Consider the following 21,701-nt stretch of genomic DNA (forward strand, 5'->3'; position numbering starts at 1 on the left):
CCGCGCGGGGAGCGACTAGTATTCATAATATGGTGGCACTCGTGCGACAATGTTTCAATCCACGCTCCCGCGCGGGGAGCGACAAGCGCAGGTTGCGGAACAGGCGAGCAAATGGGTGTTTCAATCCACGCTCCCGCGCGGGGAGCGACGTAGACTGGCTCTGTGGTTCGAATCCACGATACGAGTTTCAATCCACGCTCCCGCGCGGGGAGCGACAATGCAAAAGCGCTGCTGGCAGGATATCGCAAAACGTTTCAATCCACGCTCCCGCGCGGGGAGCGACGCGGCAGCAGCCGTGGAAGGCCATAAGCTACTAAGGTTTCAATCCACGCTCCCGCGCGGGGAGCGACGGATACGGACGATGTTGTCCAACTCTCTGCAGATGTTTCAATCCACGCTCCCGCGCGGGGAGCGACAGCACAGCCAAAGAACTCAAGCACAGCAAAGGCTTAGCGACTTTTTTCGCGAACCCGTTTTTTATGAAATTAAAAAAAGGCTCGCCAATCCCTTTCAAAGCTTTAATCCCAGACACATCAAGGTGCGCGAATATCCCGGGATTTCCGTGTACGCTTGGGGTTCGCGCGTGTTTATGGTAATAGAATAACACAATTTAACCTTCCTAAGCCCCCTCCTTCGTTCCCGATAACGAGCCCCTTGTCGGCGCGAAACCCGCAAATACCTTAAGAATGCGCACTCACATGTTAGAAACGAGAATTTCGGCGCGGCATCCGCGGTGATAGAATGAACCCTGCAAGCGATTTAAACCGCTTTCAACAGCATGCCGCCGGCGCCGGCGTCACGCTGCGCGAGCGAAAAAGCAGGTGAACCGCATGACCTTTAAGGAGCTGCGCAGAACCTTCCGGAAGCAGTTGACACTGCAGGGGTTCGTTTGGATCGGAATGTTGTTTCTGCTCGTTTTTGCTTACATTCCGATGGTCGGCATTCTGATCGCGTTTAAGCAATATTCGATTACGGACGGACTGCGCGGCATTTTTTCGAGCCCGTGGGTCGGGCTGGGCCACTTCCGCGAGTTCGTCGGCGACTACAAATTCGGGACGCTCGTGCGCAATACGCTTACGATCAGCGGACTGAAGATCTTGTTTTGTTTTCCGATTCCGATCGTGTTCGCGATCCTGCTCGGTGAGCTTCGAGGAAGGCGATTCAAGCGTTTCGCGCAGACGATCAGCTATTTTCCGCACTTCATCTCCTGGGTAATCGTAGCGGGCCTCTGCGGAGCGTTTCTGTCGGAGACGTCCGGTCTGCTCAACGATTTGCTGCTTCGAGCCGGCCTGACGGACAAGCCGATCGGCTTCCTGACCGATCCCGATTATTACTGGCCTCTTGCGGTGTTGTCGGATATTTGGAAGGAGACCGGGTGGTGGACGATTATTTTTCTCGCCGCGCTCGCGGGCATCGACCCGGGCTTGTACGAGGCGGCGGAGATCGACGGGGCAGGGAGGATTAAGCGAATCCTGCTCATTACGCTGCCGCTGATGAAGGACTCGATCGTGGTGGTACTCATCCTGGCGCTCGGCAGCTTCCTCGGAGGCGGCTTGATCGGCTCCAACTTTGAGCAGAGCTACTTGCTCGGCAATTATCTCAACAACGACAAAGCCGAGATCGTGCAGACCTATGCCTTTAAGGTCGGATTGGCCGACGGCAGGTTCGCGTACGCGGCGTCCGTCGACTTCATCCAATCCTGCCTGTCCGTCTGCCTGGTGCTGGCGAGCAACGCGCTTGCCAAGCGTCTCTCGGGTACGGGGTTGTTCTAAGCAGGGAAGGGGCGTCAGAAAGGAGTCTTGTCCATGACCGCCAGGAGGAGCAGGGAGGACCGATGGTTCGACGGCATCAACGTCCTGCTGATGCTGCTGATCGTCGCGGCCGCGCTGTACCCGTTTTACTTTATTCTGATCCAATCGTTCAACGAAGGCAAAGACGCGAGCCTGGGCGGCATCTACTTGTGGCCCCGCGCGTTTACGACAGACAATTACACGGCTTTTTTCATGGACGCCAAGTGGACCGATGCGCTGCTCGTCAGCGTCGCGCGGCTGCTGGCAGGGTCGGTGTTCAGCGTGCTCGTCACTTGTCTTGCGGCCTACGGGCTGGCGTATCGCGGTCTGCTGTTCAAGCGGCTGTACATCGGGCTCGTGGTCGTATCGATGTATTTTTCCGGCGGCCTGATCACCTACTATATTTTGCTTCGGTCGCTCGGCCTGCTGGACACGTTTTTCGTCTACGTCATCCCAGGCGCGCTTAACGGATTTTTTCTGCTGATCGCAATCTCGTTTTTCAAGGAGATTCCGGAGGAATTGAAGGAGTCGGCCGCCATGGACGGCGCGGGGGACTGGACCGTCTTCGTGCGTATCGTACTGCCGGTATCAATGCCGCTTGTCGCCACGATGCTGCTCTTCGTCGGCGTCAACCAGTGGAACGCGTGGGTGGACTCGGCCTATTTCGTCCGGTCGGAGAGCTTGCGGACGATCAGCTTCCGGATGATGGAGGTCATCAACCAGGCGAACGTTTCCGTCGGCGGACAAGCCGCCAACTATGCGGCAGGCAGCCGTGTCACGCCGCTGTCGCTGCAGATGACCGCGATGGTCATCGCGACGCTGCCGATCATGTGCGTCTATCCGTTTTTGCAAAAGTACTTCGTGAACGGCGTCATGATCGGCGCTGTCAAAGGCTGATCGCCTCCGCTGCTTCCCGCGGCGGATACCGGTTATAATAAAATCAGATATTCGGGGAGGATCTACATGAGCAAGGGTTACGGCAAAAAAATAGTGGGAATCGCGACGGCCACGACGCTTGCGGCCGCGCTGCTGGCGGGCTGCAGCGGCGACAAAGCGGAGGAAGGTTCCGCGGCGCCTTCCGGCGCGAGCGCATCGGCGTCCGCAGGAACGGGCGGCGAGCCCGTCGAGATCGAGATGTTCGTGAATCACAGCTGGTGGCAGTTCAAGGATTGGAGCGGCAAGGTGCCGGAGGAAATCACGAAGCGCACGGGCGTCAAGCTCAAGGTAACTGTCGCTTCGGACGACAAGCAGCTGCCGCTCATGCTCGCGTCGGACAACCTGCCTGAGCTGGTGTTCACGGATAAGGAGCTGACGCGAATGGCGACGCCGGCCGCCAGCCTCGATTGGAACTCGCTCATCGCCCAATACGCGCCCGACTGGAAGGTCGATCCGGCCATCAGCGGCTTGTACACCCAGGCCGACGGCAAATTTTACACGATGCTGAACAACTACTCGACCGAGCAGGAATGGAACGACAATAAGTACGCGCTGCCGAACGGTCCGGCACTGCACGTGCGGTCCGACATTATGGAAGCGCTCGGCAATCCGCAGCTGAATACGCTGGACGACCTGACCGCGCTGCTCGGCAAAGTGAAGGCGCAATATCCGGACATGATTCCGCTTGTCTCCAAGGACGTGTTGCGATTCGGTTATCTGAACGCGCAATTCGGGCTGATGGACTATCCGCTCGAATTTTATGAAGACGGCCAGGGCGGCGTTAAGTATTTCCTGAATCAGCCGGGCAAGCTGGACGCGTACAAATATATCAATTCACTTTACAGGGACGGCTATCTGACCGGCGAAAACTTCTCCTACAAGGAAGGGTCGAGCAATGCCGAAGACCTGGTGAAGAGCGGCAAGGCGTTCGCGATCATCGACATCGCGCAGACGTCCGACCGCGTCAATGCCGAGCTCGAGAGCCTGGGCAAGGAATACCGGATGAAGCCCGTGCCGAAGCCGATCGGAGACAAAGCGGCTTTCTATCAAGGCACGGTCGGCTGGTCCGGCGTCTTCATCACCAAAAACAACAAGCATCCGGCCGAGTCGATTAAGCTGATGCAGTTCCTTTTTAGCGAAGAAGGCCAGCGTCTGGCGCAGTGGGGCATCGAAGGCGAAGACTGGACGATGAACGCGGACGGCTATCCCGAGTTCAAATACAACACGCAGGATGCCGATTATCAGTTGAAGAACGGTAATTTCCTGTGGGGGCTGCTGGGCGGCTCCGCGGTCAACGAGGGCCTCAAAAATTACAATCCGAAGCTGCTCGGCACCGAGGTGTCGCAGGAGATCAAGGCGCATTACGTGCATAGTCCCGCGCTTGGGCTGCTCGATCCGCAGGCGGACAGCGAAGAGCGTACCATCATGACCAAGCTGCGCGACATGATCAACAACGAGCAGGTCAAGGTCTACATGGCGAAGTCGGAAGCGGATGCGGAAGCTGCGTACAAAGATCTTCAGGCCAAAGCGAAGACAATCGGCGTGGACAAGCTGGAAGCGTGGGCGAACGAACGATACAGGACGGTCGTCGCGAACATGAAGTAGCGAGGGTCGGGAGGAGGGCGGCGGAATGCCCGACAAAGGGGCGCGAGCGCCCGGCGCGAGCGGCATGAGAGGGCTCGCGCGCAAGATGATACTCGGCTATTTGCTAGTCGTGCTTCTCCCGATGCTCGTGCTCGGACCGTTCGTCTATCGGCACTTTCAACGCAATCTGATCGAGGAGTACGCTTCGGGCAAGCAGCAGCTCGCAGAGCACGCCTATACGAACTTCAAGGTGCAGCTCGCCCAGGTCGAAGCACTCTACGGCGTCATCCAATACAATGCCAACCTGATCGAGCTGCTGAGCGGCAATTATGGCTCGGAGCTCGATCAAACTTACAATTACCTGAAGTATATCTCTCCGATGTTCAAGTATATTCATTCGGCGAATACCGTCATCGACGACGTGAAAATCTACACGGTCGGCGGCGTCGCGATGCGTCTCAGCGACGAGCTGACGCCGATCGACGAGTCGCCGGAGGAAGCCGCGAGGTTGTCCCGGCTCGGTACCAGGGGCGAGTGGTCGTACGCCGCCGAATCGCCGGACAGATTGGGCGAGTTAGCCTTCCGTCAGAAGATTTACAACGAAGAATACACCCGCGCGCTGGGACTGCTGGTCATACGGTTTAAACCCGCGGGTCTCTCGCCGTTTTTGTCGAGCATGCGCGCGGACAATCCGGCTGTCGGCATCCTGCTGACGGACGGCAATGCACCGGTATTCAGACAGTCCGGAGAAGCGGGCATGGACGCAGAAAGAGAGTCGCGGATCATCGGGCTAGCGAAGGCGGGCGGCGGACAATTTCCTGTGACTGAGGGTAGCTCGAGCTTGAACGGGTTGTATGTGGAGGAACTCGGCTTGTGGGCGGTCGCCTACGGCTCTCCGAGCGAGGATTTCCCGGAGCTGCGCAGCGAGCTGAATACGGTATTTGCCGTCATGTTAGCGCTGCTGGTGCTGCTCTCGGTCATCTATTACTTTTTTGCCGCAAGGGTGACAGGGAGAATTCTGCGTCTGGCGAAGCACATGCGTCGGGTCGGGGAACACAATCTGAAGCCATTCCAGGGCGAGGAGAGCCATGACGAGATCGGCTTTCTCACCCGGTCCTTTAACGCCATGATCAGCCGAATCGACGAGCTGGTGAACGAGGTGCAGCGGGAGCAGATTTTGCGCCGGGAGGCCGCTTACGCGGCGTTGCAGGCGCAGATCAAGCCGCATTTTTTGTACAATACGCTCGAATCGCTGCGCATGCTGGCCGAGGCCGTCAAAGCGCGGGAGGTCGCGGATATGTGCTTCGCCTTCGGCCGCCTCATCCGCTACAGCTTGTCGCATGACGGGGATACGACGCTTGGCGTAGAGCTGAAGCACGTCGCCTACTACCTTCAGATTTATCGCTTGCGGATGGGGGAGGACCGGCTGGCGTATCGCATCGCGTCGGACAAGGCGCTCGAGGCGCAAGCTTCCCCGCGCTTCATTCTCCAGCCGTTGGTAGAGAACTGCATCGTGCACGGCTTCGCCGGCTTAAGGCGGCTGGGGACGGTGGAGATCGTGGTGCGCGCCGATGACGAGGGCGTGACGATCGCGGTGCGGGACGACGGGCACGGAATGACGGAGGACCGGCTGTCCGCGGTGCGCGCATCGCTCTACGGCGGCCGGCAAGACCCGGAGGCGCAATCCGGCATGGGGCTTGCCAACGTGCACGAGCGCATCGGCATTTTCTATGGCGGCGCCTCGGGCCTAAGGCTGAAGAGCGCCCCGGACGAAGGCACGGCCTGCGAGATCCGGATCGAACGGAGGAGGAGTACGCCATGATGCGCATCCTGATCGCGGAGGACGAACCGCTCATTCGCCGCGGCATCGTCGGTATCGTCGAAGAGGCGTGGCCGGGGCGGTTCGAGCTTGTGCAGGCCGCTGACGGCACGGAGGCGCTGGAGCTTCTGGAGCGCTTCGCGCCGGACCTGGTCATCACCGACATCTATATGCCGGGCATGACGGGGCTCGAACTGATCGAAGCTGCGCAGGACCGGGAGCTGCGCGGCCGCTTCGTCATCCTGAGCGGCTACGACGACTTCAATCTCGTGAAAAAAGGACTGCAGCTGCAGGTGCTGGACTATCTGCTCAAGCCCGTCGACCGGGAGGAGCTGACGGAGCTGCTGGAGCGGATCGCCGGCGAGGTCGAACGGGAAGGTCGCGTCGGACTGCCGCTCTCCGGCACGGCCGGGAGCGCCAGCATCGCCGCGGGCATCCGCTTCATCGAGGGGAATTACAACCGCGAGATCGCCTTGGAGCATCTGGCCCAGGCCATTCATCTCCATCCCAACTATGTCAGTCTGCTGTTCAAGCGGGAGACGGGCAAGACGTTCGTGCAATACTTGCAGCAATACCGGATCGCCAAGGCGCAGGAGTTGATCGGCGACCATCCTGATTTGGCGTTCGACAAGGTGGCGTTGCTGGTGGGCTACGACAGTCCGCCGCATTTTTTTAAGTTGTTTAAAAAGATGACGGGCAAGACGCCCGGCCAATACCGAAACGGATGACGGGAACGGAGAGGGGGGAACGCTTTGCATACGGAACCAAAAATGACGGAACCGAAAATTAAGCCGATGGCCCTGCAGGACCGGCCCTCGTGGTCCGCGCATCACGCGTTCGGGATTCGTCCGGCGGAGCGCTGGCAGGATGCGCTCGTCATGGGAAACGGTACGCTGCGCGTTCAGGCGTTCGGCCATCCGTACCGCGAGCGTCTGTACGTCGGCCATGAGCGCATGTATGTGCCCCAGTGGCGCGCCGCACCCGAGCCGCCGGATATCGCGGGCGTGCTGCCGGAGGTGAAGCGCCTGCTGCTGGCAGGCGAGTACGAGGCGGCGTCGATGCTGGCCGTGGAAGAGGCGAAAAAGCGCGGCGGCTCGGACGTCGGCTTCAGCGAGCTGCACAACGCCGCCGCGATTCAACTGGAGCTGGAAGGCCGCGAGGCGGCGGAGGACTATCTGCACGCGCTCGATATGGCGTCCGGCGAGACGCGTCTGGTCTGGCGGGACGATCGCGGCGCCTGGCTGCGCAGCGGGTTCGTCTCGCGGGCCGACGGCGCGATCGTGCAGCGCCTCGTACCGCCGGACGGCGCCGCTGCGGAGCTGACGCTGCGGCTCAGCCCCTATGCCGAGACGGATCACGAGCGCGATCCGCTGCGCTGGCTGGACGCGGGGCCGGACGGGCAGCCGGCCTTCGCCGTCCGGCAGGCCGCGCCGGACACCGTCGCGGCCGAGGCTTCGTACCGGCCGCATGCGGGACGGGCGGGCTATGCGGTCGCGACGCGCGTCGCGGTGCCGGAGGGCGCCGTCATCGAGGCGGTCGAGGCTGCGGACGGCGGTCTCAAGGTCCGATTTCGCGGCGAGGTGATGCTGCTGACCGTCGTCGTCCTCACGGACACGGCGACGTCCGATGCGGCCGACGAAGCCGTGCGCACATTGGCCGAGCTGGAATTCGGCTACGAGGAGCTGCTTACCCGGCACATGCGGCTGCATACGCCGCTGTTCATGCGCTCGTCGATCGACCTGGGCGGCGGCGAGGAACGGCGTCTCAGCGTCGAGGAGCTGCTGGCCGTTCAATTGGAGCGGCCGTGCCTCGTACCCGCCCTGCTCGAGAAATTGTTCGATATGGGACGTTATTTCCTGATCAGTTATACGGGCGAGCTTCCGCCGCTCTATGGCCACGTGAACATCAACACGAACCTCCAGCTGTCGTTTGGCAATACAGGCGGCTTGAAGGAGCTCATGCATGTGTACTTCCGCTGGGTCGAATCCATGCTGGAAGACTCGCGGATCAATGCGAGACGGCTGCTCGGCACCCGCGGCTTTCAGTTCGCCGCGCATCCCGATGCCGAGTCGGGGCTGCTTTACCACTTTTTCAAGGATTACCCGCATCACTATTGGCTGTCAGGCTCGGGCTGGGTGCTGCAGCCGTACCTGGAATACTACGAGACGACGCTGGATGCGGAATTTTTGCACGGGCGGATGCTGCCGTTGTACGCGGAGCTCGCCGAGCTGTACGAGGATCTGTTGACGGAGCGGGACGCCGGCGGACGGGTCGTGTTCGTGCCTTCTTATTCACCGGAAAACAAGCCTGCCGGTTTTGGAAGCCCGCTCGCGATCAATGCGGTCATGGACATCTCCGTCTGCAAGGAAGTGCTCGGCACGCTGCTGCGTTACGGCGGCGAGGACGCGTTCGGCACGGAGCGGGCCGCCAGGTGGCGGGAGCTGTTGGACGCGATGCCGGCCTATGCGACAGGGCCGCACGGCGAGCTGAAGGAGTGGGCCTGGGAAGGGCTGGGGGATCGCTTGGACCACCGGCACGTCTCTCATCTGTACGGCGCATGGCCGGGGCTCGAATTCGACCGGGAGTCGGAGCCAGCCTTGCACCGTGCCGCACGGATCGCGAATCGCAAGCGCGCGCTGGAAGATCAGTCCGCGCACGGCATCGCGCATCGGGCGCTCGTCGCCGCGAGGGTCGGAGACAGGGAGCTCGTGCAGCGGCATCTGGCGCTGCTGCTGGAGACCGGCTTCGTCAACTACAGTCTGATGACGAACCATTACCCTTATCGCTTCAACTTCCCCGATGCCATAGGAGCGATACCGACAATCCTGGCCGAGGCCGCGCTTTACAGTACGACGGATCGGCTCGAGCTGCTGCCCGCGATGCCGCCGGAGCTGGCCGAAGGCGCTCTGTCGGGTCTCCGCACGCGCGCCGGAATCGTCGTGGACCGGCTGGCTTGGCGGTTGCCGGCGGGCGAGATCGACCTGTGCGGTACGCCGCTTAGGGATGGGGCGATCCGCTTGCTGTGCGGGCGGCCGATCCGCAGTCTCGAGCTGGAAGGAGACGGAGCTTCCGTCGATATTCGCAGCGATGGGTTCACGATCCGCTTCGGTCGCGAGCGCTCTTTTCGGATCGCGATTCAGCTTGGCGAATGAAGACGTGGCGGACTGGGCATGATAAATGCCTGTTGACAATCGCTTCTCGGGCGGCCTATAATTACCGATAACTTCATAAGCCAAATGTGTTGATTAGAACCAGTAGATGTGAAGACGCCTTTCAGAGAGCCGTTGGTTGGTGCGAAACGGCAGTGCGGATCACGTTGAACTCCTCTATGAACAGTTGCCTGATATGTAGGGTAAACCGGGATTCCGCCGTTACAAGGATAGATGGTGTTGGCCATCGAACGAGATTGTTTCCGCATGCCGGAGACGAATTAGAGTGGTACCGCGGGTTAAACCCCGTCTCTATAACAGAGACGGGGTTTTTTGTCGTTTAAATTCCGGGTTTAAACGAGCCTGCTTCACATAGATTTCCCAATCAACCACCAATAAGGGGGATTTCCCATGAGCCGCAAAATTATCGTATTGGACACGACGTTAAGAGACGGAGAGCAGGTACCCGGCGCCAAGCTGAACGCCGTGCAGAAGGTCGAGTTCGCCCGCCAGCTGGAGCGTCTGCAGGTCGATATCGTCGAAGCCGGCTTTCCCGCTTCGTCCCGCGGAGACTTCGAGTCCGTGCAAGCCGTCACCCGCGCGGTAGGACGCCAGATGTCGGTGACCGCGCTGGCGCGCGCCGTCAAGAGCGACATCGACGCCGTCTACGAGAGCATCAAGGAAGCGGACCAGCCGCTTATTCATATCGTGCTCGGCACGTCGAACATTCACGTCGAGAAAAAATTCAACCGTTCGAAGGACGCGGTCATGGAGATGGGCGTCGAAGCCGTCCGATACGCCAAAACGCTGCTGCCGCATGTGCAGTACTCCACCGAGGACGCGTCGAGGTCCGACTTCGACTATCTGTGGCGCACGATCGAGGCGGTCGTCAAGGCCGGCGCGACGATGATCAACGTGCCGGATACGGTCGGCTACGCGGAGCCGCATGAATTCGGCGAGCTGATCCGGCGCATCAACGAACGGCTCAAAAACCTCGACGAGCGCGTCATCCTGAGCGTTCACTGCCACAACGATCTCGGCCTCGCGACGGCGAACACGCTGAGCGCGATCCGGGGCGGCGCAGACAAGGTCGAAGTCACGGTGAACGGCCTGGGCGAGCGCGCCGGCAACACTTCTCTCGAAGAGGTCGTCATGGCGCTGAAGGTTCGGGAAGCGCTGTTCGGCTGCTCCACCGGCATCCGCACGACGGAACTGCTCCCGACGTCCAGGCTGCTGACGCATTTGACGGGTCTCGACGTGCAAGTCAACAAGGCGATTACGGGCGAAAACGCGTTCGCGCATTCCTCCGGCATTCACCAGGACGGTCTGCTGAAAGATAAGCGCGTGTACGAGATCATGTCTCCCGAGGAGGTCGGGGCCGAGAGCATGGAGCTCGTGCTGACGGCGCGGTCCGGCCGGCACGCGTTCAAGCACGCTGCGGCGCGCATGGGCTTCGAGCCCAAGGACGACGCAGACTTCGAGGCGCTGTTCGAGAAGTTCCTGGCGCTCGCCGATGCGCGCAAGGAAGTGTACGATCACGACGTGTTCGCGCTCGTGAACGGGCACCGCGAGGCGCAGCCGAAGGACGAAGCGGTCGCCGCGCGCCTGTTCGAGCTGGAGTCGTTCCAGGTCGTCACGAACGAACTGTGCCCGACCGCCACGGTCAAGCTGCGCCGAGGCGCGGAAGCGCTCAAGGGCAGCGCGGTCGGCGACGGCCCGATCGACGCGCTGTACGGCGTCATCCGCGAGCTGGCTGGCTTCGAGGTGCGGCTGAAGCATTACAAGATCAACAGCCTCTCCAGAGGGGAAGAAGCGGTCGGCCGGGTGAACATCCAGCTCGAGTACGACGGCAAGACGTATGCCGGGCGAGCAATGGACACGGACATCATCAAGGCCAGCGCGCTGGCGTTCCTGAACGGCATCAATGCCATCGTGCTCGACTCGGCGCCGGGCGAGGAAACGGCAGTGGCGATCGGTTAAGAGGACAAACGGGCAGTCGCGAAGGTCGTCCGGAGGGATGCGCGGCTGTTCGTATCTCGGACCGCGGCCATTGGGGGACAGATAAGCGCGCTTGTGGCGTGCCGGCACTTTTCGGATGCTTGGCGGGGGCGAAAAGCCTGCATTTGTACATGTATTTTCTGCCGATGCGCGACACTTGATGAAATACCTGCAAATGTGCAGGCAAATGCAGCGAGCAAGCCGGAAATCCGGCTGATGAAGGATATTAACTGCACTTTGACATCTATTCTGTACAAAAGGGTCGAAGTCGGCGAAAAAGGATGTATATTTGCAGGCGTTGCGGCGAGGGAGCGGGGCGGGAGACGTTCGGCCGGCTTATCGAAGCTGCTGTCGGATGAGCCATAGAGCCGCTGCTCTTTTTCGATGCCGATCGGCGGGCAGCGCGCCTTCATCAGCTCCAAGCGAGCAGGACAGGAGGCGGGCTGTCCGCCCGTTGCCGTCTATGAACAACGGAAGAATTTGTGAACGGGTTCGGCTCTGGCAGTCGGATGCAAACCATGCGAGCTGTCATTGGTCTAATGGAGGAACCCGGCCATTTAACGGTTCGCGATGTCGAACATGATCACGCCTTATCCGCGCAATTGCATGCTCAAGAGCTAGCATCTAACCTATGCCCGCACGAACCATTTTCCGATATTCCGAGGGCGTATGCCCGGTCATTTTCTTGAACGACTTGGAAAAGTAGAGCGGGTCGCTGTACCCGACGGACAGGGCGACCTCTTCGACGGAGAGCGGCTCGGCGAGCAGCGAGCTGGCGCGCTCGATGCGCAGCTGCTGCAGGTAGGCGACGGGCGTCATGCCCGTCTCCCGCTTGAACAGCTTCGTCAGATGCGTGCGGTGGTAGCCGAGCTCGGCGGCCATCCGCGCGATCGTGACGGAAGGATCGGACTGCTGCGCCTGCAGCCAGCGCGCGGCCCGGTCCGCCTCGACGGCGGCGAGGCTGCGCGGCTCGGCGCCGGCGGCGGGGCCGGTCGGCCGGTTCGCTTTGGCCCAAGCCGCGAACGCGAGCCGCAGCCAGCCCTCCGCCTCCCAGTCGGCGGTCCAGCTTTTCTTGGCGAATGCGCCATCCACCGCCCGCATCGCGCGCAGCGCTTCTTCGCTGCCGCCCCGCACGATGGGATGCAGCGCGTCGACGCCTGCCGCGGCGAGCCAGCGCTCGGCATCGGGACCGTGGAAGGCGATCCAGCGATACCGCCACGGCCGCTCTTTGTCCGATTCGTAGGCGTACATTTCCCCAGGCAAAATGACGAAGGTATCGCCCTCCTCGAGATCGTAGTGCCGGTCGCGGCACTTGAACCACCCTTTGCCCTCGGCGACCGTATGGATCAGATAGTGGTCCAGCTTCTGCGGTCCCATCCGGTGCTCCGGCTCCGTCTGCGAGTACCCCGCGAACAGGACGGACAGGGTTCCCGACGCGCGGGGATTCGGATGCACGGTCGTGCGGCTGAACGGATTGGACATGGTGATTACCCTCCACATGATAGACTACATTATTCCATAAGTTGAACGTATTGTTCCATATTCCCGGAAGCGCTTTTTATTTATTATAAATCGCAGATAGGCTTAATACTACCGGGAATCAGGGAGGCTATTATCTTATGTCCAAGATTACGTTCCTCGGCGCAGGCAGCACGGTATTCGTCAAAAATGTACTGGGCGACAGCATGCTCGTGCCCTCGCTCCAGGGCTTTGAGTTGGCATTGTTCGATATCAATTCGGAGCGGCTCAAGGAATCCGAGAGCATGCTTCGCAACATCCAGGCTTCCAACGGCAGCAAGTGCCGTATCGTCGCCTATTCCGATCGCAAGGAAGCGCTGCGCGGCGCCAAGTACGTCGTCAACGCCATTCAGGTCGGCGGCTACGATCCGTGCACGATTACCGACTTCGAGGTGCCGAAGAAGTACGGTCTTCGCCAGACGATCGCGGACACGCTGGGCATCGGCGGCATTTTCCGCAATCTGCGCACGATTCCGGTCATGATGGACTTCGCCCGCGACATCCGAGAGGTATGCCCGGACGCCTGGTTCCTGAATTATACGAATCCGATGGCCGTGCTGACCAACGTCATGAATACGCATGGCGGCGTAAAAACGGTCGGCCTGTGCCATAGCGTGCAGGTGTGCGTGGATCATTTGTTCGACGGACTCGGCATGGAGAAGGAAGGCGTGCGTTCGCGCATCGCGGGCATCAACCATATGGCCTGGCTGCTTGAAGTGACCAAGGACGGCGTCGACCTGTATCCGGAGATCAAGCGCCGCGCGGCCGAAAAGCAAAAGGAAAAGCATCACGACATGGTCCGCTACGAGTTGATGCTGAAGTTCGGCTACTATGTCACGGAATCGAGCGAACACAACGCCGAGTACCACCCTTACTTCATCAAGAAAAACTACCCGGAGCTGATCGAACGCTTCAACATCCCGCTCGACGAGTATCCGCGCCGCTGTATCGACCAGATCAAGCGGTGGGGCGAGATGCGCGACAGCATCGTGAACAACGCGAGCCTCTCGCACGAGCGCTCGCATGAGTATGCCTCCTACATTTTCGACGCGATGGAGACGAACGTGCCGTTCAAGATCGGCGGCAACGTCATGAACACCGGCCTCATCACCAACCTGCCGAAGGAAGCTTGCGTCGAGGTGCCGTGCCTGGTGGACGCTTCGGGCGTGACGCCGACGTACGTGGGCGACCTGCCGCCGCAGCTGGCCGCGCTCAACCGGACGAACATCAACACCCAGCTGCTCACGATTGAAGCCGCGGTGACGGGCAAGAAGGAGCACATTTACCACGCCGCCCTGCTTGATCCGCACACGTCCGCCGAACTGTCGATGGACGACATCGTCTCCCTGTGCGACGACCTGATCGAAGCGCACGGCGACTGGCTGCCGAAGTTCCGTTAATTTGCCAAAACAAGAGAGGTCCATGCCGCGGGCATGGGCCTTTTTTTCGTATACCGACACAGCCCCCGCTTCCCTACGAAGTCTCGTCTGAAAATAAACAAGTCGCTGCCGACCGGTCGCGCGAAATTTGGGCAGGATTCGTTCCCTTTTAATAAAACTGCCGACTATTTGTGTAAGCGGTTCCTTGATACGATGATAGGCAGAAGGGAGGCGACAAAGCGCCATGAATCTCAAGCTCGCCCGGAGGCTCACAGGCAACGGCATAGACAACGAAAGAGCCGGAGGCATCAGCAACGGCACCGTCGCCCGGCTGCGAAAATACTGGGGCTTGTACCTGCTGATGCTGGTCGTTATCGTTTATTACGCGTTGTTCCGCTACTATCCGCTCGTGCTGCAGACAGTGCTCAGCTTCAAGCATTACATGCTGCTGCAGGGCGTATGGGGAAGCCGGTGGGTCGGGCTGGACAACTTTCGCACCGCGCTCGAGCATCCCGACATGACTCGCATCCTGGGCAACACGATCGCCATCAGCCTGCTGCGCATTGCGTTCGGATTTTGGCCGCCACTGTTGTTGGCGATTCTGCTGTTCGACCTGTCGTCGGGCAAGCTGCGGCGCATCAGTCAGACGCTCGTATACATCCCGCATTTTTTCTCGTGGGTCATTATATACGGCATGGTGTACGCGTTGTTCGCCAACGGCGGGCTGCTGAACGCAGCGATTTCCTCGCTGGGCGGAGACGTGCAGACATTTCTGCTGTCGTCGGGGTGGTTTCGTCCGATCCTGATCGGGTCGGCCATCTGGAAGGAGCTCGGCTGGGGTACGATCATCTACCTGGCTGCGCTGACGACGATCGATCCGAGCCTGTACGAGGCGGCCAAGATCGACGGCGCCGGGCCGATCTCGCGCATTTTTCGAATCACGATCCCGTCGATCATGCACATTATCGTATTTTTGTTCACGCTGTCGCTCGGCAGCATCCTGTACGCCGGAGGAGAGCAAATTCTGCTTTTCTACAATCCGGCAACTTACAATGTAGGTGATGTCATCGACACATGGATTTACCGGCAGGGCTTCGTCGATTTGCAATATAGTCTGTCTACGGCCGTCTCGTTTTTTCAATCGCTGGTCGGCCTGATTCTGGTGGTGACGGCGCATCGCGTCTCGAAGCGCGTGGCCGGTATCGGCATTTGGTAGGAGGGATCACCGTTGGGTACACGTTTGACCGGCAGCGAGCGGGCGTACCAGATTTTCATCACCGTTCTGATCGTGCTCGTATCTGTCGCCTCTATATTGCCGCTGATTTATGTCGTCTCGACCTCGCTCGTCAGCCAGAAGGAGTACATCGAGCGCGGCGGCTTTATTTTTATCCCGTACGAGCCGACGCTCGAGCCTTACCGTCAGTTGATCTCGCAGCCGAATTTTTTTATCGCGTTCCTGATCAGTACGGCCCGTACGGTTGCGGGCAGCCTGCTCATGCTGGCGCTGACCGTGATCGCGGCCTATACGCTGTCCCGCAAGGACATACCCGGCAAAAAGGTCATGGTCTGGAGCGTGCTCGTTACGATTTTGTTCAGCGCGGGGTTGATCCCGAATTATCTCGTCGTGCAGCAGCTCGGCTTGACTGATACGTTCTGGGCGATGATCGTGCCGGGGGCGATCGACAGTTGGAGCGTGCTCGTGCTGAAACAATTTTATGAAAATGTGCCGCAGGAGGTCGAGGAATCCGCCGTTATGGACGGGGCCTCGCAGCTTCAAATGATCGCCCGCATCATGCTGCCGCTCAGCCTGCCGGTGCTGGCCGCACTCGGGCTGTTCGCCGCCGTCGGCCACTGGAACGCCTGGTTCGACGCCTTCATCTACATTACCGACGCCAGGCTTCACCCGCTGCAATTGTATATTCACAATCTGTTCGTCAGCACCAGCCCGACCGGCCTGGTCGGCGGCAATCTCAGCATTAATCCGGCGTACCGCGTCTCGGACGAGACGATGAAGATGGCCCTCGTCGTTGCGGGTACCGTGCCGATCTTGTGCATTTACCCGTTTCTGCAAAAGTATTTCGTCAAAGGCATGTACCTGGGTGCGGTGAAGGGCTGATCGCGACCCCCGCTCGTACCTCCGGACACATAATCTCCCGTCGGCGGCGACGTTTGGCGGTCGATTAAATACAACGTACACAAAAACGTACACAAAGGGGTTATGCAACATGTTCACACGCAAGCAAGCCGTGCTGACGGCCGTCCTGCTGAGCGCAGCTCTCGCAGCGGCCGGCTGCAGCGGCGGCGGCAATAACGGCGCGCCCTCGGGCGGCGCGGTCGTATCGGACAGCGCCGGGGCTTCGTCCGCGAGCGGCGGAGACGGCGGCGGCAGCGACAAGAAGTACAAGATCAGCATTTTGGAAAATGGCTGGTCGAACACGCCGCTCGGCGACGATCCGTGGAAGCGCTGGGCCGATCGGCGGTACAACATCGATCTGAAGTTTACGGCGATTCCGGCCGGCGACATGGAGCAGAAGCTGACCGTCGCCTTCGCGTCGCAGGACCCGCCCGACCTGATTTTTACCGGCGACAAGACGCTGATCGAGAAGTTTTACAATCAGGGGGTGCTGCTCGATGACTATACGCCGTATCTCGATCGACTGCCGACGCTGACCCGCTACTTCAACGACGGCACCAAGGCGTTCACGACCCGGGACGGCAAAATGATCATGCTGCCGCTCGCACCGGACAAAAATCGCTGGACGGTTCAGATTCGCAAAGACTGGCTCGACAAGCTCGGCATGAAGGAGCCGACGACCGACGAGGAGCTGTTTCAGTACATGAAGGCGGTCACGGAAAAGGATCCCGACGGCAATCACAAAAACGACACCTACGGCACGACGTCGGCCGGTACCGGCAAGGATCTGTCGCTGTTCAGCAACTTCGAGCTGATGTACGGACCGAGCGGCTGGTACGTCGGGGACGACGGCAAGGCCGCCCATTCGATCATCGACGGCACACATCGGAAAATGCTCGACTTCGTCAAGCGGCTGGTTGACGCCAAGCTTGTCGATCCGGACTGGTACCTGCAGGACTGGGGCAAGATGGGCTCCAAGGTGCACGGCAGCAAGGCGGGCATGATCTGGTACCCGTCGCGCGAGCTGATCAACGAAGAATCGACCGGCAAGACGAACGAGGAATTTCTGGGCTTCTGGGAGCCGATCGCGATCCCGAAGGGCGACGAGCGCGGCGGCAAGCTGGCGCCAGATCCGATCGTCGGCGGCGTGTACGCGATCTCTGCGGCGGCCGCATCCGATCCCGGGAAGCTGGAGCGCATCCTGCAGATTCTCGACGACGGGCAGTATCCGAACGAGGGCTATCTCGGCTTCCGCTGGGGCATCGGCGTGCCGGGGGTCGACCAGCAAATCCGCAAGACCGACGACGGCAAGACGTATATCAATATGAAAGACGACTTCCGCGCAATTCAGGGCAACAGCGGCGGCATCGATTACGGCACCTGGCTCAACTTCAACGGGACCGACCCGATTCTGGAAATCTCCGAGGCGACGCCGGGCAAGCTGACGCTGACATGGGCGGCGGCCGAGGAGAAGGTGCGCGGCTTGGACAAGAACCGCAACTATGCCGACCTGCTCAATCTGGACGCGACGACGGTCGCCAACCTGAAGAAGCTGCAGGACGAGTTCGACATCCAGTACGTGCTTGGCCAGACCCGCGACTACGACAAGTTCAAGGATACCTGGCTCAAAAACGGCGGCCAGCAGCTCATGGACGAAGCTACCAAGCAATTCGCGGCGCTCGGCATTCAGCCGTAGGCTGGGCGGCGGAGCCGGCGAGGTCGAGAGTCGGTCGATAGACGACGGCGGACCGGGCGCGGGGAAGCTGTATCGGACGACTCTCGCTTGAACGGCCGGCGAACGGGCGCGGGAAAGTCGGCGGCCCGCGCGGCCGGGCTTCTCCTGCGCGCGGAAGGCGCGGTACAATGGACGAAAAACGGGACAGGATGAGGCCGCAGATGCTCTCGCAAATTCACAGTTGGATGCGCTTCCAGTCATGGCCGCTCGCCCTGAAGCTCACGGTTGTGTTCGCCGCGCTGTTCGCCACGGTCATCGTCAGTCTCGGCGTCAGCTCCTACATTTCCAGCGAGCGGGCCATGCGTCGGGAGATTCAGCAATTCGTGCCGCAGACGCTCGTGCAGGTCAACCTGCATCTTGACACGTATGTCGCGCAGATGATCAGCATCGCCCAGGAAATTTTGAAGACGCCGTACTCCGACTATTTCCACGAATTCGAGTCTGTCTGGGCGCAAGAGGGCCGCAAGCCGACGATCAACAACTCGCTGCTGCTCAATCGGGCGATCCAGTACGTCAGCCGCGGCTATGACAACCGACTGCTTGGCATCATCTACTACAGCAGCGACGGCTACGCCTATATCCGCGGCCGCAACGGCGGGGGAAGCTGGACGGAACGGGACTATCGCCGGGAGCCGTGGTATGCCGACAACGCCAGACTGCGGTTGTGGATCACCGGCACGCGCAGAGAGGTGCTTTTCGAAAAGGAGCGGCCCAATCTGGCGCCTTACGCGTTCACGATTATGCAGCAGGTGCCAGGGCAGAGCAAGGACGAGATCAGCGGCATCGTGCAAATCTCGGGCGATCTCGGCGCGCTGGGCGACATCCTGAGCGGGATGGACATGGGTGCCGGCTCGCAAGTATACGCCATCGACGAGCGCGCCAGCATCGTCTACGCGGACGATGCGTCGCTGCTCGGACAGCGGTGGGACGACGCCTACGGCCTCGCGCTGTCCGACGTATCCGGCGCGTCCGGCTCGCGCGTCGTGAAGCTGCACGGCAGCCGCCGGCTCGTCAGCTACAGTCGCTCCGAGCAGACCGGCTGGACGGTCGTCAGCACCATCCCGCTGCCGAATCTGACGCGCGGCATCCGCGAGATCGGCGAGCGGACGATGCTCGTCGTGCTCTCCGCCCTGCTGCTGTCCGCGGTCGCCGTGCGAACGATCGCTTACGGCATCACGCATCCGCTCCGCTACCTGAGCCGCCAGCTCGACAAGCTCGACGAGGACCATCTGCATGTCATCCGCCGCTCCGACCGGCGTTTCGACCGGCGCGACGAGGTCGGTCTGCTGTGGCAAGCCTACGAGCGGATGGTAACGCGCATCCGGATGCTCGTCCAGGAGCTGCTGAAGGGCAAGCTGCTGAAGCAGGAGTTGGAGATCCGGGCGCTGCGCAGCCAGATCAACCCGCATTTTCTGAACAATGCGCTCGAGAGCATCCGCATGACGATGGTGCGCGGCCGCTATTCGCAGGCCGAGTCGGCGCTCGTCAGCCTGGGAGATCTCATGCGCTATCAGTGCACCCGGCACGACGACAAGGTGCCCGCGGGCAAGGAGATCGAGCTGGTGCGCAACTGGCTGCAGCTGCAGCAGCTCCGGTTCGGCGATCGGCTGGCGGTCGAATGCGAAATCGGCGCGGACGTCGACGGGCTGCTCATCCCGAGCTTCCTTATCCAGCCGCTCGTCGAGAACGCAGTCAAGTACGGCGCTTCGCCTGAAGACGGCTGTATCCGCATCTTTATCTCGATTCGGCGAGAGGGCGAGCTGCTCGTCGGATCCGTAGTCGACGGGGGCGAGGGCATGGAACCTGAGCAGCTCGACCGCGTCGTCGAGCTGATGCGGGATTCGGGCGGCGGCGAGGCCAGGATCGGCCTGTCCAACATTTACGAGCGTCTGCAGTTGCTGTACGGAGATCTGGCGCAACTTCGGATCGACAGCTCGCCCGGCGCCGGGACGCTGGTCGCGTTCAGGCTGCCGGCGGAGCGGGCGGCGGGAGAGGAGGAGAGCGGCGATGAACATCATGATCGTCGATGACGAGGTCGAGATCCGCGAAGGACTGCGCGTCATGCTGGAGCGCAGCGGCTCCTCCTGCCGCGTCGTCGCCGTATGCGCCGGCGGGCAGGAGGCGCTCGAGGCGCTGACTTTGCACCGGGTCGACGCGCTGCTGACCGATATTCGGATGCCGCGGATGGACGGTCTGCAGCTCATCGAGCTGGCGAAGGCGCGCTGCCCGACGCTGCAGACGGCCGTGCTGAGCGGCTATTCGGAATTTCAGTACGTCCAGCGCGCGCTGAAGCTGGACGCATGCGATTACCTGCTGAAGCCGGTGCGCGAGGAGGAGCTCCTGGCGGTGCTGGAGCGGCTGCGAGAGCGCTGCCGGGGGAGCAGGGAGGCGCGGATTTATATGGACGAGGAGCGGTTTCGGCAGGAGCAGCGCGGCTGCGCCGCGATGCTGGCGATCGACGTCAATGCGGCCGACGGGACGGGCTGTCCCGTCGGCGGGGCATGGGATGGCACGGGCGGTCCCGTCCGCGGGGCATGGGACGGCACGGATAAGCCATGGAGTGGACCGGAAGCCGACACCGAGCCGGCAGCGACGACACTGCTCGGTCCGGACCGGGGCGAAGCCTCTGCGGGCGATTGGCCTGCAGCTTCGCAAATGTCCGGCGTCGATGAGCTTGGCGCGGTCTTGCGCGCCATCGCGACCGCGCAGTCCGGAGACGTCTACCTGCTCACCGGCCTTGTCAAGCCGTCCACGGCGGCTATCGTCGGCCTCTACGGCGAGAGCGAGGTGGCTGTTGCGAGCCGGACTGCGGCGATCGCGGAGGCGATTCGTGCGCACGGCCGAGCCGCGGGCCGCGTCTACGGCATCGGCATCTCGGACACGCGCTGCGAGCCGGGGCACGGCCATACGCTGTACCTGCATGCCTGCACCGCGCTGGCGGGCCGGATGCTGACGCCCGGCGAGAGGTTCGCGTACGCCCGGCGGCCGTTCGACGAGCGCGACTACCGGCTCGATCTGTCGCGTATCGATGCGGCGTGGGAGACGCTCGACTTCGAGAGCATCTACGGCGAGCTCGAGCGTCTGCTCGATGCGGCCGCAGAAAGCGGCGACATCGGCTATCTCATCTGGAGCAGCCACACGCTGCTGCTGGCGCTGAGCGAGAAGGTCAAGACGTACAATCATGTCAGCCCGGCCGTGTCCTACGATTTTTCCGCGTTTTTGTTCAAGCTGCTGTGGTGCCGCAGCCTGGCGGAGCTGCGCCGGTTCATGACGGAGCGGGCGAGCGAGCTGTTCCGCCTGCTGTCGACCGGGCGCCGCGAGGGTCAGATCATCCGACGGGCCAAGCAGTACATACGCGAGCGTCTGCACGAGCCGCTGTCGCTGGCCGACATCGGGCGAGAGGTCTGCGTGAGCGTCAGCTATCTGAGCCGGCTGTTCCGCGAGCAGACGGGCGGCACCTTCCTCGAATTTCTGACCGGCCAGCGGATCGAGCGGGCCAAAGAGCTGCTGTCCGGCCCCGGCGTCAAAGTATACGAAGTTGCGGAGCAGGTCGGCTACGGCAGTTGGAAGCACTTCAGTCGCATATTTAAGGAAGCGACAGGCATGACGCCTGCGGAATACAAGCAGCATCTGTCGATTCAACGATAAGAAGGAGGACG

Annotated in this window: 14 protein-coding genes, 1 CRISPR repeat array and 1 other annotated feature; of the genes, 13 read left to right on the forward strand and 1 reads right to left on the reverse strand. The window is 61.2% G+C overall.

Translation table 11 applies throughout. The annotated features are described in order from the left end of the window. Positions 1-51 precede the first annotated feature (51 nt). A CRISPR array of direct repeats spans positions 52-416; the repeat unit is 32 nt; unit sequence GTTTCAATCCACGCTCCCGCGCGGGGAGCGAC. A 414-nt stretch (positions 417-830) separates the two neighbouring features. The 7 genes from ACFSR7_RS34830 to ACFSR7_RS34860 all read left to right on the forward strand — a co-directional run bounded on the left by ACFSR7_RS34830 (position 831) and on the right by ACFSR7_RS34860 (position 11,258). Further along, the gene (locus ACFSR7_RS34830) at positions 831-1,772 is read left to right on the forward strand and encodes an ABC transporter permease (RefSeq protein WP_378169225.1); all 942 of its coding nucleotides are present in this window, start codon (positions 831-833) and stop codon (positions 1,770-1,772) included. Between the two features lie 33 nt (positions 1,773-1,805). Then, complete coding sequence (locus ACFSR7_RS34835) at positions 1,806-2,687, forward strand: carbohydrate ABC transporter permease (protein WP_378169226.1); 882 nt, start codon at positions 1,806-1,808, stop codon at positions 2,685-2,687. Positions 2,688-2,753: 66 nt separating this feature from the next. Continuing rightward, positions 2,754-4,331: an extracellular solute-binding protein gene (locus ACFSR7_RS34840; RefSeq protein ID WP_378169227.1), complete on the forward strand. Its 1,578-nt coding sequence runs from the start codon at positions 2,754-2,756 to the stop codon at positions 4,329-4,331. 25 nt (positions 4,332-4,356) lie between these two features. After that, positions 4,357-6,132: a sensor histidine kinase gene (locus ACFSR7_RS34845; protein ID WP_378169228.1), complete on the forward strand. Its 1,776-nt coding sequence runs from the start codon at positions 4,357-4,359 to the stop codon at positions 6,130-6,132. Further along, positions 6,129-6,857 carry a response regulator transcription factor gene (locus ACFSR7_RS34850; protein WP_378169229.1) on the forward strand — a complete coding sequence of 243 codons (729 nt, stop codon included), beginning with the start codon at positions 6,129-6,131 and terminating at the stop codon, positions 6,855-6,857. Before ACFSR7_RS34845 ends, ACFSR7_RS34850 begins: the two co-directional genes overlap by 4 nt. Before the next feature lie 24 nt (positions 6,858-6,881). After that, complete coding sequence (locus ACFSR7_RS34855; protein WP_378169230.1) at positions 6,882-9,281, forward strand: glycosyl hydrolase family 95 catalytic domain-containing protein; 2,400 nt, start codon at positions 6,882-6,884, stop codon at positions 9,279-9,281. Positions 9,282-9,361: 80 nt separating this feature from the next. After that, positions 9,362-9,595, forward strand: a binding site (T-box leader). Between the two features lie 94 nt (positions 9,596-9,689). Further along, positions 9,690-11,258: a 2-isopropylmalate synthase gene (locus ACFSR7_RS34860; RefSeq protein WP_378169231.1), complete on the forward strand. Its 1,569-nt coding sequence runs from the start codon at positions 9,690-9,692 to the stop codon at positions 11,256-11,258. Between the two features lie 642 nt (positions 11,259-11,900). On the opposite strand, the gene ACFSR7_RS34865 is transcribed toward ACFSR7_RS34860, so the two are convergent. Further along, positions 11,901-12,758 (reverse strand): helix-turn-helix domain-containing protein, encoded by an 858-nt coding sequence (locus ACFSR7_RS34865; protein ID WP_378169232.1) that lies wholly within the window; start codon positions 12,756-12,758, stop codon positions 11,901-11,903. A 137-nt stretch (positions 12,759-12,895) separates the two neighbouring features. Here ACFSR7_RS34865 and melA point away from each other — a divergent pair, with 137 nt between their 5' ends. The 6 genes from melA to ACFSR7_RS34895 all read left to right on the forward strand — a co-directional run bounded on the left by melA (position 12,896) and on the right by ACFSR7_RS34895 (position 21,690). After that, complete coding sequence (gene melA / locus ACFSR7_RS34870; RefSeq protein ID WP_378169233.1) at positions 12,896-14,194, forward strand: alpha-glucosidase/alpha-galactosidase; 1,299 nt, start codon at positions 12,896-12,898, stop codon at positions 14,192-14,194. 223 nt (positions 14,195-14,417) lie between these two features. Next, entirely contained in the window at positions 14,418-15,389 is a 972-nt protein-coding gene (locus tag ACFSR7_RS34875; RefSeq protein ID WP_378169234.1) for an ABC transporter permease, read from the forward strand. A gap of 12 nt (positions 15,390-15,401) precedes the next feature. Continuing rightward, positions 15,402-16,289 (forward strand): carbohydrate ABC transporter permease, encoded by an 888-nt coding sequence (locus ACFSR7_RS34880; protein ID WP_378169235.1) that lies wholly within the window; start codon positions 15,402-15,404, stop codon positions 16,287-16,289. 109 nt (positions 16,290-16,398) lie between these two features. Continuing rightward, entirely contained in the window at positions 16,399-18,003 is a 1,605-nt protein-coding gene (locus ACFSR7_RS34885; protein ID WP_378169236.1) for an extracellular solute-binding protein, read from the forward strand. A 167-nt stretch (positions 18,004-18,170) separates the two neighbouring features. Then, positions 18,171-20,072, forward strand: coding sequence for a sensor histidine kinase (locus tag ACFSR7_RS34890; RefSeq protein ID WP_378169237.1), 1,902 nt, complete (start codon positions 18,171-18,173; stop codon positions 20,070-20,072). After that, a complete protein-coding gene (locus ACFSR7_RS34895; RefSeq protein WP_378169239.1) occupies positions 20,050-21,690 on the forward strand; it encodes a response regulator in 1,641 nt (546 codons plus the stop codon). The genes ACFSR7_RS34890 and ACFSR7_RS34895 overlap by 23 nt, the downstream gene beginning before the upstream one ends. Positions 21,691-21,701 lie beyond the last annotated feature (11 nt).

The sequence above is a fragment of the Cohnella sp. GCM10020058 genome, from assembly GCF_042683485.1.
Lineage (GTDB): Bacteria > Bacillota > Bacilli > Paenibacillales > Paenibacillaceae > Cohnella.

Excerpts from the sequence above, each read along its gene's own strand:
- ACFSR7_RS34835 (WP_378169226.1), top strand. The coding sequence starts at position 1,806 with ATGACCGCCAGGAGGAGCAGGGAGGACCGATGGTTCGACGGCATCAAC.
- ACFSR7_RS34860 (WP_378169231.1), top strand. The coding sequence starts at position 9,690 with ATGAGCCGCAAAATTATCGTATTGGACACGACGTTAAGAGACGGAGAG.
- ACFSR7_RS34830 (WP_378169225.1), top strand. The coding sequence starts at position 831 with ATGACCTTTAAGGAGCTGCGCAGAACCTTCCGGAAGCAGTTGACACTG.
- ACFSR7_RS34865 (WP_378169232.1), bottom strand. The coding sequence starts at position 12,758 with ATGTCCAATCCGTTCAGCCGCACGACCGTGCATCCGAATCCCCGCGCG.
- ACFSR7_RS34850 (WP_378169229.1), top strand. The coding sequence starts at position 6,129 with ATGATGCGCATCCTGATCGCGGAGGACGAACCGCTCATTCGCCGCGGC.
- ACFSR7_RS34885 (WP_378169236.1), top strand. The coding sequence starts at position 16,399 with ATGTTCACACGCAAGCAAGCCGTGCTGACGGCCGTCCTGCTGAGCGCA.
- melA (WP_378169233.1), top strand. The coding sequence starts at position 12,896 with ATGTCCAAGATTACGTTCCTCGGCGCAGGCAGCACGGTATTCGTCAAA.
- ACFSR7_RS34840 (WP_378169227.1), top strand. The coding sequence starts at position 2,754 with ATGAGCAAGGGTTACGGCAAAAAAATAGTGGGAATCGCGACGGCCACG.
- ACFSR7_RS34845 (WP_378169228.1), top strand. The coding sequence starts at position 4,357 with ATGCCCGACAAAGGGGCGCGAGCGCCCGGCGCGAGCGGCATGAGAGGG.
- ACFSR7_RS34875 (WP_378169234.1), top strand. The coding sequence starts at position 14,418 with ATGAATCTCAAGCTCGCCCGGAGGCTCACAGGCAACGGCATAGACAAC.
- ACFSR7_RS34895 (WP_378169239.1), top strand. The coding sequence starts at position 20,050 with ATGAACATCATGATCGTCGATGACGAGGTCGAGATCCGCGAAGGACTG.
- ACFSR7_RS34890 (WP_378169237.1), top strand. The coding sequence starts at position 18,171 with ATGGACGAAAAACGGGACAGGATGAGGCCGCAGATGCTCTCGCAAATT.